Raw genomic sequence first — 14444 nt, 5'->3', positions numbered from 1 at the left:
ATGTTAAGCGAAAGCGTCATTCGTGTCCTATAAATCATCAGAAATCTCCTGATTTCTAAAGACCGTAAATATTCAATTTACTTAATACACTAATTCCTTCGTTTTCTTTCTCTTCTTCACTGCTTTTTTCTGATTGATGTACATCAACAGACCTAAAAAACTCACTAAGAAATTGCCTAAAGCAAATAAAGACATGATGGTATCTCGTGCTTCTTTACCTAAGAAATCAAACATATGATACTTATGGAAATAAGCAAAGATAAAACCTGAAAAAGCTGCTTTATCTTCAATGATCGCTCCTACATAGGTTGTGGCTGTATCAATGTACCACCTAGGGTTCCCCTCACCTTCAAACTGTACTTTCTGAACAGGCAGTAATTTATTGATAAAACCATATTCATTGGCAAATTTATTCACTTCTGTAATGTTTTTAACGGAAGATAAACCACTGTATTGCTTGGCTAATTGAACAGCATAAATACTATCTCCTTTGATCAATTCTTCTCCGGAAACTGTATGAAAATATCGTTTTGTGACACTTCTACCCTCTTTAAAGTGAAATTGATAATAGTTTATACCATCAATTATTACAGGTTGGTAATTTATCCAATCACCCCTCATGGTATCTAAATCAAAAATCATATCTTCTTGAGAGAAGGAATAAGAAGATGCATAACTCGTTTTATCCAAAGCTGTATACTTTGGCAACATATGCATAAAAGCACTCAAAGCGAAAAGTAATAATGTAAATGAAAGTCCAATTCCTAAGGTTCTATGCAACCTTCTTTGCCATGGCACTTTTGATTGCTGCTGACGTTGATAGGTTTTTCTGTACTTCGTATAAACCAAAATACCCGTCACTCCTGCTAAAAACGAAATAGTAATAAAGAATCCAAGTACAAGTAAACGGAAGGTAGTATTGAAATCTAAGAATGTCCAACTGTGTGCCCAAAGGAAAACACGTTGAAAAGTACTTCTAATGGTATTTGTTGCATAGGTCATCCTGTCCGTATTCACATCTATAAATACCCTTAAACCATCCATTCTTTCGTACTGCACCTTATAAACAGGAAGTATTCTTGCAATCTTCACATACTCATTAGAGAATTCATTTTGAACTGAAATATCACTTATTTTCTGACTTTGCTCTCCCGAATACAACCCTGCCAAGTAAGTTGCATATTCAATATCTCCGCCCTTAAGTTTATCGCCCGTTTTGGCATTAATATAAATATTGCCTTCTTCTCTTTTGAATTGGTAATAAATGGAAGAATCAATGGTCACCAACCGGAAAGACTTTATGTCTTCCCAGTGGTTCATTTTCAAAATTGAATCGACCGATAAATCAAATTGGCTTGTTGACTTTACTTCTTTATTGACTGAAAGTCTTTGATTAACTTTTGGTTTAAAGTTTGACATCAAAGGGTGCATCACACCACTCAGTGTCCAAGCCAATACAGGCAATAAAGCTATTAGACTAAGCTGCCTATGAATTTTATAGATATTCATTTATTTTTTACTGATTGTATATCCGATACCTAATTGAATGGTGCGAGGGGCACCTAGATTATAGTTTTCTCCCCATGAAGACCTAGATACTCTAGTAGCATAAAGCTCATCTGTTAAGTTCATGATGTTTAACCAAGTATCAAATCCTTTAAACTGATAACCAAAACGAAGGTTAAACACATGGTAGCCTTCATACTTCTTTGTATTTTGATTATCCATGTAGTAATCTCCAACTTTTTGGAATTCCAATGATGTTCTAAAACCTTTCAAGAATTTAGGCTTATAAGTCAATTCCATATTTGAAACCCAATTGGGAGCATTGGCCATTGTATTTCCTGAGAAATCCTCACTTCCTGTATTGAATTGATCAAAAGTATGGCTTGCATAAGTACCTCCAATTCTTACAAATACTTGAGAAATAGGCTTAAAATGCAATGCCATTTCTACTCCCTCATGATTGGTTGAACCTGCATTTTCATTGTTATAAGAGCCATCGTCTTGTAAAACTGAAACGATTTCATTTTCACCTTTCATGTTGTAATAAGCCAATTCTAAATAACCTAAACCTTTTGGTAAAGAGTACCATGAACCTACCTCAAAGTTATTGTATCTTGATGGCTCTAAACTTGGTACTTTTGTTCCTCTATATAACTCTGATACTTGAGGAGGCATAAAACCTACACTGTAGTTTGCATAAAAACCTAAACCGTTCAACATTGTATAAGTGGCCCCTACTCGTGGAGTGATGGCGCTAAAATAGTCTACTGAATTTGGTGCTCCTGAGAAAGCATCCTCACCCAAATTGTTTTTATAATCATATTTAAAGTGATCTGAACGAATACCCGCTGTGATGAATAACCTATCTATAGGGTTTACTTCTACTTGTGCATAAAGACCAGTATTCAATAAGTTGGTTTCATAATCTGTCAATACAGAATCTGTAGATGTATACCCTACATATCGGCCATTCTCATCTCTTTCCACATCAATGTAATTAGCCCAAAAAGCAGTCGGGCTATAATCCACACTTGCTCCCACTCTCAAAGTTGTTCTTAATGAAGGAATATTTTGATTGTGTTGAATCACTGCACCATAACTCTGAAGCGAGCTTTCATTGACTTCGCCTTTCGCTACACTTGGGTTCGTCCAATCATTTCTGATTCTATAACTTGGAATTTGGCCTAATGTGTTTGTACGGAAAAATGCTTTAGCTACTGTTTTACTGTTTTCACTCCACTTTTTATCCACCGTAAAAGTTGATCGCCATAATTCAATTTCTCTCTTTGTGAAGTTATGCAATGAAGTAAAGTCTTTATCGTAAAAAGAAGTACTATCTAAAGATGAACCCATATCTGATTGATACTTCATATAGGTTGTATTAGAAGTCAATTTCAAACTTTCATTCACTTGATAAGTAAGTACTGCTGTAATAATTGATTTGTTAAAATCACTATGATCTAAATAACCGTTTTCTCTCATTGCGGAGTAACCTCCTACACTTACGCCTAACTTTCCGTTTTCTGTTGTTCCTTCCACTACGGCGTCTACTCTTTTATAACCATAAGAATCTCCCCTCAGTTGTACTTTAGCCGTAGGAACCAATGAAGGTGTTTTTGTGATAAAATTGATCGCTCCACCAATGGCTTCAGAACCATACAATGCAGAAGCAGGACCTCTGATGACCTCAATGTTTTGAGCCATCGTCATATTGATTTCATTTAAGGCATTGTGATTAAAAACACCTGTAGGGCGAATTGGTAAACCATCTTCCATATATAAAAACAAACTTTTGGTAGAGATCGGCTGACGAATAGCCATCATGTGCTGTTCACTTCCAAGGTCTGCCATCATAACACCAGGAACCTTATTGATGACTTGTTCCAAAGACTGAGGTTTTGTTTCTTCCAACATTGTGGTACCAATAGAAGTAATGGCCATTGGAGCCTCTTCTCTTTGCTGAGCATCTCTACTTGCCGAAACCACTACTTGATTCAATACATAGTCATCTTGAGCTAAAGCAATTTGTGATTTCAACGCACTTGCAATGCTAGAATAAGTCGTATACCCCAACATTCTGAATTCAATTTGATCAGAGGCATCCGCTGTAAACTCATAGTTACCACTAGCGTCTGAGACTGTATAATTGTTGGTATTAAGATTAACGATAACCGCTCCTACCAAAGGATTTTTCGATAATTGATCTGTAATAGTACCCGAAATCTCTAAATTTTGGGCGTGAAGAGAAGTGATGCTCAAAATCAAAAGTAGAGCACCTAGTAATTGCTTTTTCATTATATTTTAATTTGGACATAACGAACCACTATCACTTTTGAACGCTATTAAAAAATAACGATCAATAGCCTAGAATTAGGTTGTTATGAAATCTGTAAAAAAAATTGGGTGTAACGACTTGAAGAGATTTTATAAGGCTCAAAATTGAATAGCAATTGATCTAAACCTAGACTAATTGTAGAACTGTAGGAACGTTTAAATAAAACGTCCACTGAACTACCATAAATACTGCTATACTTACCAATAAAATCACATTCTGATAGTATTGAAGATGTCCTCAAAAGTTGAGACACTACAATACTACCATCAAAAAGTTGATGTCCAAAGAGTCGTTAAATGAAGTGCAATTATGCGATAGGAGGATGGAATATCGAAGAAATGTAGTCTCCGTCTACCTTTTCGTCCACTAAATCAGGTAACTGATTAATGATTCTCTTATTACCCTTTAATGAAAACAAAAAGATAGAGATTGAAAGTGGCTCTGCTACCACTTCTTTGAGATTGTTTTCATTGCTACTTGACTCTGAAGTAGCCTGATTCGCTAATTTGGATTTTAGCTGACAGCGCCCCCCACAAACCTGTGGAAGGTCTGTTCGGTTTTTGTTCACGCACAAAACATTCGCATAAAAATCCTGACGAAGTTGATAGTCCATCATGACCAATGGCCCATAGATCGTCTGCATAAATACGAGTGTTGCGAGAAAAAATGTAACTGATATGTTCAGTTTGTTCATCATTAGGGTGTGCTATTTTAAAGAGCAGTGCAAATATACAAACCGAATCGAAATTCAATAGAATTTTTGAAACTATTTTATGATGCTGTTTGTTATCGGGCTTATCAAATAAAAAAGGAGATCCTTTTCGAATCTCCTTTGATCAACTTACCTTCTTGATCTACTGGGTGCAGCAGACCTTGATGGCGAAGGTCGCATAGAATTGTTGTAATTACTTGGCCTTGTCGCAGGTCTGGTTGTTGCCGGTCTTGTCTGAGGCCTGTTATACGACTTGTTCATATTATTATTAGGAGAAGTCGTTGGTCTCATTTTATTCTGTTTTGTATTCGAATTAGACTTATTGTAAGACTTATTCTCTCTTGTCTTATTTTGTTTATTATAATTCGATTTATTAGAAGTATTCTGCTTTGTATTACTCTTATTATTTGAAGGACGCTGAGTTGGAACCGACACCTTATTATTTTTCACCTTCGATTTATTCCCTGAACGATCCGATGATGTTTTCCAATTCTTATTCACCTTCTGACCTGTAGAAACCTGACCTGTTTGTTTATCCTTTAAACTCGGTTGAGCAGGTTTTAAAGATTTATCATTTGATGGTTTTGACGCATTTTCCTTTGAGTTAGAAGGTCTTTTATCTTTAGAAACTCCTTGCTCAGGCTTTACAGCTGGCTTTGCCTCTGGTTTTGTTGCAGGCTTAGTCTGAGGTTTAGATTTCACATCAGAAGTAGCAGGTCTTTGTTTCAATTGACTCGCATTTGAGATACCCTTATGTCTTTTATCAAAAGACTTGTTAGGATACTGTTTGGCATAATCTCTTCTTCTTGCCTGCTTCTGCATCTTTGCACCATGCTTACTTCTTCTTACGGTTGTATGACGGTAAGTATGTTTATGATGAATATTGACATTTACCCTTACATTACTTCTGTAATAAGGTACCGGGTATGGTCTCCAAGGTCTATAATAAGGAGGGTAATAACCCCAATAATACGGAGATCTCCATGGATGGTAATAAGGTCCCCAAAACCACACATATATTGTTGGGCGGTGTACGTATACAGGTTCAACAATATAGTTTGAACCATACATATATACATCTCCCACCACTTGTACCTGAGTTTCTCCTTTCTCGTCTTTTACAACATCAATCACAGCAACATCTTGGTACTGATCTTTTCCAATTACCGCTTGAATAGTAACAACGTGAGTATTTTTCTTTGAAGTGTCAACCACTCTAAGGTAATCCACTTCACCGTCTCCATTCAAATCTAAATTGGAAATTTGTTGTTCTGGATCATTGAGTTTTTTCTCGAAATCTTCTAAATCTTTAGATTCACCAAAAATGGCAGCAACTACTTCTAAATCTAAGTTTTGACTTATCTCATCATCAGTAGCAGTAACTGTAGTCACGTCTTGAGCTTTTACCATAAAAGGAATACTCAAGAACAGTGAAAGTATCAATATTTTTAATTTGGTTAAATTCATGATGCAGTAGTTTAATTCGTTGAATGATATTTGTTTTTAGCTGATTAAGTGATGTGCATTGATAAATTAGATAGTAAAATAATGTCAGATTATTTTTTGAAGGTTGCTTTTAATACAACATCACATTAATATAAACGTCATCAATTAAGGAGTAAGTTTACTGCATTAAGAATTGATTGGTTAAAATATAATAAAACCACTCCTATAAAATGTAAATTCAAGAAAACAACTCTCTGATTTCTGAAATATTTTTTATAACAAACTAAAAAATCTCTGATTGCTTTTCCTTCTGTCTCACTTTTTCTTCAGCCTCAGGCAAAGCTTTTCTTTTAGAATAAATAATTAAACAAAAGCCAATTAAAACGTAAGGCACACTCAGCATTTGTCCCATATTAAAGGATAGCCCTTCTTCAAATGAAACCTGATTCTCTTTAAGAAATTCAATAAAAAACCTTGAAGTAAAAATCAATAGGATAACAGTTCCTGAGAAGAATCCATTTTTTAATGAAGTTCTATGTTTATAGTAGAGGAACATCATAGTTCCAAAAATGATCAAATAACAAATGGCTTCATAAAGTTGAGATGGATGTCTTGGTATAAAATCAATCCTTTCAAACACAAAAGCCCAAGGAAGGTCAGTTGGCGTACCTATAATTTCTGAATTCATCAGATTACCTATACGAATAAATGCACAGCCTATTCCCACAACAACTGCCAATAGATCTACCACATCAACAAAGTGATGTTTAGTCTTTTTGGAGTATAAAATTAATGCAATGGTCAAACCAATACCTCCTCCATGACTTGCAAGTCCGCTATAACCAATAAACTCAATAGAACCATCATTTAAGAAACGAATGGGGAAAATCATTTCTAATGGATTGGAAAGAAAATAAACTGGTTCATAAAGCAAACAATGTCCTAAACGAGCACCAATAAAGATTCCTAAAACAGCATAGATCAATAATCTATCATGGTTCGACTGCGGTAATCCCTCCTTTTTAAAAATCTTACCTAAGAAATAAGAACTCACCAATACTCCTGTAACGAACAAAAGTCCATAATACCTCAATGGAAATCCATTAATATTAATGATTTCTGGATCAGGGTTCCAGTATATATAGTTTAGCATAAGTTGTTTGTAGTCTGATGATAATTGAGTTTAAGTTGTTGCGAATATAAAAACTAGACCGCTGCTTTGCTACGTTAAATTCAAGTTTTTGATGACTAGAAGATAAAAATACCTATAACAGAGCACACAGCAATCAAAGCTATGGGGTGCACTTTCTTCTCATAAAACTTAAGAACAATCCCTACGATCAAACAGAGAATGATACTTGTCCAATGTATCTCTGAAAAACCTTCCTCAAAGAAAGTGGTTTCGGCGATTTTCCAACCCGCAAACAAGATCAAGGCAATAGTAACTGGCTTTATGCCAAAGAAGAAAGCTTGCTTGAATTTGTTGGTTTTTAATTTCTTTAGAATCTCTGATAAAGCAATAATACAAACTACAGAAGGGGTTGCTAAACCTGCCGTGGCAAATACACCACCAATAATTCCTCCTAATCTTCCACCTACAGCCATTCCAGCCTCATTACCGACAAAAGTTGCAGAGTTTACGGCAATAGCTCCCGGAGTCATTTGTGCTAATGATAGAACATCAAAAAACTGATCTGCTGTCATCCAGCCTTGTTTCTGAAATTCTACAACAAAAAGTGGTACCATGGCTAGACCTCCTCCAAAACTGAAAAATCCAATTTTACAGAATACTAAATATAATTCAGCATATACTTTTAATGCTTCTAATGAAAACGCTTCCATATTATTTTAATAAATCTTTGAGTTGTTTTGGAAAAAATACATACAAGGCTAGTCCTAATACCGCCCCTGTTACAATTAATAGAATAGGATGAATATTAAAAGCAAACAATAATACACAAGCAATAATAAAAATGCCTAAGCCATATTTATCAGTGACGCTTCCTTTGAACATTTTCCATACTGAATGACCAATTAAGGCGACAATACAAGCTCTCGCTCCCATAAATGCTTTTTGAGCGATGGGATGTTCGAAACTATGTGAGAAAAGATGGTAGATAATTGTGATTACCAAGTAAGATGGAGCAATTACTCCGGCTGTAGTAAATAACCCTCCTAAAAATCCTTTTTCTCGGTACCCTACAAATGTAGCTGCATTGATCGCAATTGTACCGGGAGTCATCTGTGCGATTGACATGATTTCTAACAATTCATCATTTGTCAACCATTTTTTGTTTTCTATTAATTCTTTTTCCAGAAGAGGGATCATTGCATACCCTCCACCGAAGGTAAATAACCCAATTTTGAAAAAACTGTAAAATAATTCGAAATAGATCATCTGTTTTAGTATTCAGCAGTTCGATAATGAACTGCAAGTATATCATTCTTACAAGCTAATAAAAATGATCGAAGACAGTATTAATAACTATTAGAAATTTGATTTGAAAAGTGTTATAAAAGATAGTATCAAAATAACACTTGTATTTCTTTGACCTAAACGACGAAGTATTGATCTTTGGCTTGTATTCAACTAGACTTATTTTATAGATTATGCTAAGAACAAATTTTTTAATCTTATTTTCAGCACTATTCATTTTTTCATGCTCAACAGACGAAGTTTCAACCAATGATCAAAAACTTAAAGCCTATTATGAAAATGGCGAGCTCATGAGAGATTACAGTTATAACGACGAAGGATTAATTGCGAGAGCAAACTTTTATCGTGAGTCTTCCATCAATTCATATATTTTGTATACCTATTCCAATGATTCTATTTACCAAAGGACCTATAATGCTGACGATATGCTTACGCTGACTAGAATTTATAGTAAGATATCAGAAAACAAGTATAAAATAGAAAGAAATTATACCGATCCTTCTAGTGAGGATGATGAAGTTTTCATTTATACAGAGCATCCGACATTTGGATACAATAAACAGGAGAGGTACTATGAAGATGGTACACTAAAATATCTTTTTGAATGTGAATTTACTGATGGAAATGGAAGTTCAATATGGTATAATTATAACTTCAAAGAAGGTGAAACAATAGATGATGACCCTCTCATTTTAACTAGTATATTAGATGATCAAAAATCACTAATCGCTTCAACTTACTCACATCAACCTGAAGCTCGAAAAAAAATGGGAAACGTATTAAGAGAAGAGCGAAAATTTAAGAAAGATGACCACCTTTTTAGTTTGACTACTTATCATTATAATTATAAAAATGGTTATCCTATTTCTGCAGAAAACACGATTACCTATTATAATAAGAATCATCACACTGGAGCGATAGAAGAAACTGTCTACACTAAAAACATTCAATACGAGTATTATGATGATGCCACATTCTAGTCACTTCATAATCAAAGAACAGCTATGTAATTGGATTAATTACATAGCTGTTTTTATTAGCGGCAATGATATTTTTTAGTTTGGATAGATAGTGTAATGACTGATTTCCTGGCGGATACATCATTACTGAATGAGAAGTTGATTCCATACGTTAGTACTTGTAGTTTACTTAAAACATTCGATAATTTACCCATTAAAAACTATATAACAACGAACGGAACGTTTTAAACATTATGAACCCTTCTCAAATGATCTTTTGATACTTATCAAATAATAAATAACAATCAGAACCAAGGTTTTTTCAAGCCAATTTTAAAGTATTAAATAATTTTCAGTAATTTCACGTAAAGATAATTTTACGCCTAACCAATTATCAAGTAGTGTCAAATAATACAGGTTGTAAAATATAACTTCTCAAGTCAATTATATTCATAAATTAACTAAGCATGACTTATACGAATGTCATTAAGACAGCACTTTTAGGAGGTGCACTTTTATTTGGTGGCTGTAATGCCTCTGAAATGGGTACAGGAGAATCCGCTTTCCCCTATAAAACGGTAAAGAATGACCCACTTAACACTAGGATTTATACACTTGATAATGGATTGAAAGTGTATTTATCAGAATACAAAGATGCTCCAAGAATTCAAACTTACATCGCTGTTAAAGCTGGTGGTAAAAATGATCCAGCGACCTCTACTGGTCTTGCTCACTATTTAGAACATATTATGTTCAAAGGGACGTCTCACTTTGGTACAAAGGATTGGGCACAAGAATCCGTTTATCTTGATAGTATTGAGAATATGTTCGAACACTATAGAACATTGTCAGATCCTGAAGAGAGAACAGCATACTATGCCCAAATTGACCAAGTGTCTAATGATGCCTCTAAATTCTCTATTGCCAATGAGTATGACCGTATGATCGGAATGATTGGGGCCAAAGGAACAAATGCTTATACTACAGAAGACCGTACAGTATATGTAAATGATATTCCTGCCAATGAGCTTAATCGTTGGTTAGAGATCGAATCTGATCGTTTTAGAGAAATTGTTCCTCGTTTATTCCATACAGAATTAGAAGCTGTATACGAAGAAAAAAACCGAGCTTTAGATAATGATCAACGCAAAGTATTTGAGGCGATGTTCTCATCTATGTTCCCTAACCACCCTTATGGTACACAAACTGTAATCGGTACGATTGATCACTTAAAGAACCCTTCAATCACAGAAATTAAAAAGTATTTCAATAATTATTATAGACCTAATAATGTTGCCATCTGTTTGAGTGGAGATTTAGATCCTGATAAAACCATTCAATTGATAGATAAATACTTCGGTTCTTGGAAAGCAAACGATATTCCTGAATTTACTTACCAAGAAGAAAAACCTATCACGACTCCTATTAAAAAAGAAGTGTTTGGTCCACAAACTGCCATGGTATTTATGGGTTACAGAATGCCAGGTTTAAAAACCAACTCAAGAGACCTTCTAAAAGAGCAACTTTGTGATATGATCTTGGCCAACAGTAGCGCTGGATTAATTGATTTGGATTTAAATCAACAACAAAAGGTATTGAACGCAAGTAGCTTTGTGTATCCGTTTAATGATTACACAATCCACACTTTATATGCTATTCCAAGAAACGGCCAAACACTAGAGGAAGCACAGGCTTTACTTTTAGAAGAAATTGAAAAGTTAAAGGCAGGTGACTTTGAAGATTGGTTAATTGACGCTATTGTAAATGATTTCAAGAAATCTGAAATCAAGAAACTTGAAAGTAATAATGCTCGTGCAGATGCATTTGTGCAAGCATTTACAAGAAATATTCCTTGGGAAAACTACATTGATGATATTGAGGAAATGCAGACGATTACAAAAGAAGAGATTGTTGCATTTGCCAATGAAAACTACAAAGACAATTATGTAGTCGTATACAAGCGTTCTGGAGAAGATCCTAATAAACAAAAAGTTGAAAAGCCTTCGATTACTAAGGTAGAATTAAATAGAGGTGAAAAGTCTGAGTTCTTTAAGAAAATTGAAGGACAAAAAGTTGAAGCATTGAAACCTTTATTCTTGGATTACTCGAAAGATATTCAAGAAGCGAAAATGAATAGTGATATTACTGTTCGTTACAAGAAAAATGTTGAAAATGATCTTTTCAATCTATACTACATTATCAATGTTGGCAAAGATACTGATCCTACACTTAGCACTGCCATTCAATATCTTGAGTATCTAGGTACTGATAAATTGACTTCTGCTCAAATCAAGCAAGAGTTCTACAAACTTGGAGCTGGCTTTAGTGTCAATACCTCTGCTGATCAAGTTTATGTTTCATTGAATGGTTTGACTGAAAATATGGTACCTGCAATGAAACTATTCGAAGACCTTCTGAATAATGCGAAAGTAGATGAAGCAGTACTTCAAAATATGATTGCCATTGAAAAGAAAAACAGAGAAGATACAAAGAAAAACAAAGGAGCAATTTTGTTTACTGGCTTAATGAATTATGGTCTTTATGGAAATAATAACCCTGTCACTAACGGGTTATCCAATAAAGAACTTGATCTAATCCAGCCACAAGAACTTATCTCTAGAATCCATCAATTAACAAAAATGGAACACAGAGTGCTTTACTATGGACCTGAGACATTAGATCAAGTGGTGAAAACATTGAATGCTGAACACAAAGTTCCTTCAACATTACAACCTGTACCTACCGCAAAAAAATTCTATGTTAAAGATGTTGACAAACCAAAAGTATATTGGTCTCATTATGACATGGTGCAAGCAGAAGTCATCTTCTTAGCAAAAGGTGAGAAGTATGATCCAAAAAGAATCGCGGCAGCTACATTATTCAACGAGTATTTTGGTGGTAGTATGAACGCTATCGTATTCCAAGAAATGCGTGAAGCACAAGGTTTAGCCTACTCAGTATTTAGTAAATATGGCGTAGCATCAGAAAAAGGTAAAAGTGATTATACTTTAGCGTATATCGGTACTCAATCTGATAAATTGACTGAAGCAATGGCAGGGATGAAAAATTTATTAGAAAATCCTCCTAAAAATGATCAATCTTTTGATGCCGCTAAAAAGGCTATCCTAAGTAAGCTAGAGAGTGAGCGTATCACAAAAAGTCGCGTGTTATTTAACTATGAAACAGCATTGAAAAAAGGAAATGATCATGATATTCGTAAAGATGTTTATGAAGCCATGAAAACAATGACTATTGATGATGTGATGAAATTCCATAGTGACTTTATCAAAGGTAATAACTACAATGTTTGTGTGGTGGGTGATCGTGAAAAACTTAACATGGAAACTTTAGCACAATACGGTGAAGTTCAAGAGTTGTCATTAAATGATCTCTTTGGATATGACAATAAACCAAGAGTGAAAAAAGAACAATAGATCTATTCCAATAATTCAGGCCATTCTTTTATTAGAATGGCCTTTTTTTATGTCGAAAGAGGTGATTTTTTAAGCTTTAACTATTATCTTGTTTATTACCAAAAAAGTATTCCTTTAAACTTTGTTTGAAATTAAATAGAATTCGCAATATCTTTATTGCGAAATTAATGACTTAACTCGTTTATGAAAACAAGCAAAAAACTATTTTGTATTATCCTTTTGGGTATTTTCTTTACTCAACCGCTACTTGCCAAGCCTGAGGCAAACATTCCAAGTTCATTTAATTTAATGGGCTCAAAGGTTGTTGTCACCAAAGGTGGTATGGACAAGATCATGGTTAAGTACAATAGTCTTACTCGTTCACAAAAGCACTATGATATTCTTTTGGACAGATGTAATACCTACTTTGCTTTTATTGCTCGTGAGCTGAAAACAAGAGGTGTACCAGAAGAATTCAAGTACCTTGCCTTACAAGAGTCTCTTTTAGATGGTAATGCCATCTCAAATGCTACTCCTCCCGCTGTAGGTTTTTGGCAATTCAAAGACTTTACTGCTGAAGAAAGAGGTATGAAGATCGATAGAAATATAGATGAAAGAAAAAATGTGGTAGCGGCTAGTATTGGTGCTGCTGACTATCTTTCAAAAAGTCATTACTATCTTGGAAACTGGTTCTATGCCATGATTTCATACCATGATGGATTGACTGGTGCAAAGAATTACATCAAAAAGAATAAACTGAATTATTATTCTCAAGTGACGATTAATGAAAACACGCACCCGTATGTTCTTCATTATTTAGCACACTATTTTGCATTCAAAGATAATGTTGGACAAGACAAAGAGCACACTGTTTTGATTGAATTACCTACCAATGGTTATTCACTATCACAAGTTTCTAAGTTCACGGGGCAACCATTAAGCATTATTTCATCCAATAATATTTGGTTATCTGGAAGCTATATCCCTGAGGATAAAGTTTACTCTGTAATGATTGAGGCTAACCCTACAGAAATCAATCAAATGGTGGCAAAGCTTTCTCCTTATGCCAAACCAAAGAAAACAAGAGCTGCACGTTCTATTTTCCAATTCTATGCAGATAGTATTAAAGACGATTATCCATTTGTATTACCAACACAAATGGAAAGTGAGGATAGTAAATATGATTTTGCGATTGTCAATGGTGTAAAAGCTGTTATTCTTAAAGAAGAAATGACACAAAAAGAGCTCGTAAAATCTTTAGGAACGATTTCAAAAGGGAAATTAAAGAAATACAATTATATCAAGGGTAAAGATATGTTGATGAAGGACAGACACTATTATATTGAGCCTTTACCAGCTTCTATTCCTGTCTCTTACCACATCTTTGAGGAAGGGGAATCACTCAACTTTATCGCCATTAAATATGGTATAGATCTAAAAGCATTGAAAAAACTAAATGAGATGTCTAAAGAATCAGATGCTAAAGTGGGTGATAAGATTTACTTCAACTAATGATTGATTTATAATCGAATCATTAGATCTCAAAAGGCTCATGAATACACTTCATGAGCTTTTTTATTTAAATAATTTTAAATCAAATAGGTGTTTTAATACTTAAATCCACTACTAAAAATGT

General features: G+C 34.4%; 10 protein-coding genes. 3 read left to right on the top strand and 7 right to left on the bottom strand.

All coding sequences use genetic code 11. The features are described from left to right. Positions 1-81 precede the first annotated feature (81 nt). The 7 genes from PL77_RS02635 to PL77_RS02605 form a co-directional block, all read right to left on the bottom strand. Entirely contained in the window at positions 82-1509 is a 1428-nt protein-coding gene (locus tag PL77_RS02635) for a PepSY domain-containing protein (RefSeq protein WP_044201365.1), read from the bottom strand. After that, positions 1510-3801, bottom strand: a complete 2292-nt coding sequence (locus tag PL77_RS02630) for a TonB-dependent receptor (RefSeq protein WP_044201362.1) — start codon at positions 3799-3801, stop codon at positions 1510-1512. Between the two features lie 347 nt (positions 3802-4148). Next, complete coding sequence (locus tag PL77_RS02625; RefSeq protein WP_044201360.1) at positions 4149-4484, bottom strand: hypothetical protein; 336 nt, start codon at positions 4482-4484, stop codon at positions 4149-4151. A 198-nt stretch (positions 4485-4682) separates the two neighbouring features. After that, complete coding sequence (locus PL77_RS30140) at positions 4683-6020, bottom strand: hypothetical protein (RefSeq protein ID WP_156152221.1); 1338 nt, start codon at positions 6018-6020, stop codon at positions 4683-4685. Positions 6021-6282: 262 nt separating this feature from the next. Continuing rightward, the gene (gene lgt, locus PL77_RS02615; protein ID WP_044201357.1) at positions 6283-7152 is read right to left on the bottom strand and encodes a prolipoprotein diacylglyceryl transferase; all 870 of its coding nucleotides are present in this window, start codon (positions 7150-7152) and stop codon (positions 6283-6285) included. Positions 7153-7247: 95 nt separating this feature from the next. Further along, positions 7248-7841, bottom strand: a complete 594-nt coding sequence (locus PL77_RS02610) for a chromate transporter (RefSeq protein WP_044201355.1) — start codon at positions 7839-7841, stop codon at positions 7248-7250. A gap of 1 nt (position 7842) precedes the next feature. Continuing rightward, positions 7843-8397 carry a chromate transporter gene (locus PL77_RS02605; protein ID WP_044201353.1) on the bottom strand — a complete coding sequence of 185 codons (555 nt, stop codon included), beginning with the start codon at positions 8395-8397 and terminating at the stop codon, positions 7843-7845. 212 nt (positions 8398-8609) lie between these two features. Between PL77_RS02605 and PL77_RS02600 the strand changes: the two genes are divergently transcribed. The 3 genes from PL77_RS02600 (at position 8610) to PL77_RS02590 (ending at position 14320) form a co-directional block, all read left to right on the top strand. Next, a complete protein-coding gene (locus PL77_RS02600; protein ID WP_044201351.1) occupies positions 8610-9416 on the top strand; it encodes a hypothetical protein in 807 nt (268 codons plus the stop codon). A gap of 446 nt (positions 9417-9862) precedes the next feature. Then, positions 9863-12829, top strand: a complete 2967-nt coding sequence (locus tag PL77_RS02595; RefSeq protein ID WP_052444114.1) for a pitrilysin family protein — start codon at positions 9863-9865, stop codon at positions 12827-12829. A gap of 183 nt (positions 12830-13012) precedes the next feature. Next, on the top strand, positions 13013-14320 hold the full coding sequence (locus PL77_RS02590) for a transglycosylase SLT domain-containing protein (protein ID WP_044201349.1): 1308 nt from the start codon (positions 13013-13015) through the stop codon (positions 14318-14320). The last annotated feature ends 124 nt before the right edge of the window (positions 14321-14444 follow it).

This window comes from Flammeovirga sp. OC4, assembly GCF_000812565.1.
GTDB lineage: Bacteria > Bacteroidota > Bacteroidia > Cytophagales > Flammeovirgaceae > Flammeovirga.
This window is presented reverse-complemented; position numbering and strand designations above follow the sequence as displayed.

Bases quoted from the DNA above. Each gene is read 5' to 3' on its own strand.
- PL77_RS02635 (WP_044201365.1), bottom strand. From the start codon at position 1,509: ATGAATATCTATAAAATTCATAGGCAGCTTAGTCTAATAGCTTTATTG.
- PL77_RS02630 (WP_044201362.1), bottom strand. From the start codon at position 3,801: ATGAAAAAGCAATTACTAGGTGCTCTACTTTTGATTTTGAGCATCACT.
- PL77_RS02625 (WP_044201360.1), bottom strand. From the start codon at position 4,484: ATGCAGACGATCTATGGGCCATTGGTCATGATGGACTATCAACTTCGT.
- PL77_RS30140 (WP_156152221.1), bottom strand. From the start codon at position 6,020: ATGAATTTAACCAAATTAAAAATATTGATACTTTCACTGTTCTTGAGT.
- lgt (WP_044201357.1), bottom strand. From the start codon at position 7,152: ATGCTAAACTATATATACTGGAACCCTGATCCAGAAATCATTAATATT.
- PL77_RS02610 (WP_044201355.1), bottom strand. From the start codon at position 7,841: ATGGAAGCGTTTTCATTAGAAGCATTAAAAGTATATGCTGAATTATAT.
- PL77_RS02605 (WP_044201353.1), bottom strand. From the start codon at position 8,397: ATGATCTATTTCGAATTATTTTACAGTTTTTTCAAAATTGGGTTATTT.
- PL77_RS02600 (WP_044201351.1), top strand. From the start codon at position 8,610: ATGCTAAGAACAAATTTTTTAATCTTATTTTCAGCACTATTCATTTTT.
- PL77_RS02595 (WP_052444114.1), top strand. From the start codon at position 9,863: ATGACTTATACGAATGTCATTAAGACAGCACTTTTAGGAGGTGCACTT.
- PL77_RS02590 (WP_044201349.1), top strand. From the start codon at position 13,013: ATGAAAACAAGCAAAAAACTATTTTGTATTATCCTTTTGGGTATTTTC.